Source organism: Treponema sp. R6D11, assembly GCF_054786075.1.
Genome location: NZ_BDHD01000852.1, coordinates 1 through 474, shown reverse-complemented (window position 1 = coordinate 474; position 474 = coordinate 1). Strand labels below are relative to the sequence as shown.

Sequence of the window (474 nt, the reverse complement as noted above, 5' to 3'; positions counted from 1 at the left end):
TTCGGAGATGATCAACGTGAACCTTGGCCCCAAAGATTTTAACGGGCTGGAAATAAATTCGGATTCCGTTTTGGAATTCAGCATTAAGTAGGGAGTTTATGCGTAATTTGACGTGTATTGTGTGTCCAATCGGCTGTTCGCTCACCGTGAACGAAGACGCGGGCGGAAATTTATCCGTAACCGGCAACCGCTGTCTTCGCGGGGAATTGTACGCCAAAGAGGAAGTCCGCGCGCCAAAACGCACTGTAACCGCCACCTGCCAAATTGACGGTCTGATTGACAAGGACGAGGCTTTCGTTAAAAGGGTGCCAGTTAAGACCGCTTCCCCCCTGCCCACGAGAGAAGATTCCCGCTTTGTTGGAGGATATTTATATGTTAAAGGTCGCCTTGCCTGTGAAAACCGGGGATGTGTTGATTAAGGACTGGAAGGGCGAAGGGATTAATGTGGTTGCGACGAGGACGTTGGGTTAAGAC

Annotated in this window: 2 protein-coding genes; both read left to right on the top strand. The window is 50.0% G+C overall.

The features are described 5' to 3' along the window. The first annotated feature begins 98 nt into the window (after positions 1–98). Entirely contained in the window at positions 99–419 is a 321-nt protein-coding gene (locus ACYVTD_RS16480) for a DUF1667 domain-containing protein (RefSeq protein ID WP_461248747.1), read from the top strand. Beyond that, on the top strand, positions 373–471 hold the full coding sequence (locus ACYVTD_RS16475; RefSeq protein ID WP_461248746.1) for a DUF1667 domain-containing protein: 99 nt from the start codon (positions 373–375) through the stop codon (positions 469–471). The genes ACYVTD_RS16480 and ACYVTD_RS16475 overlap by 47 nt, the downstream gene beginning before the upstream one ends. Positions 472–474 lie beyond the last annotated feature (3 nt).

Coding starts and splice junctions, on each gene's coding strand:
- ACYVTD_RS16480 (WP_461248747.1), top strand. CDS start 99: ATGCGTAATTTGACGTGTATTGTGTGTCCAATCGGCTGTTCGCTCACC.
- ACYVTD_RS16475 (WP_461248746.1), top strand. CDS start 373: ATGTTAAAGGTCGCCTTGCCTGTGAAAACCGGGGATGTGTTGATTAAG.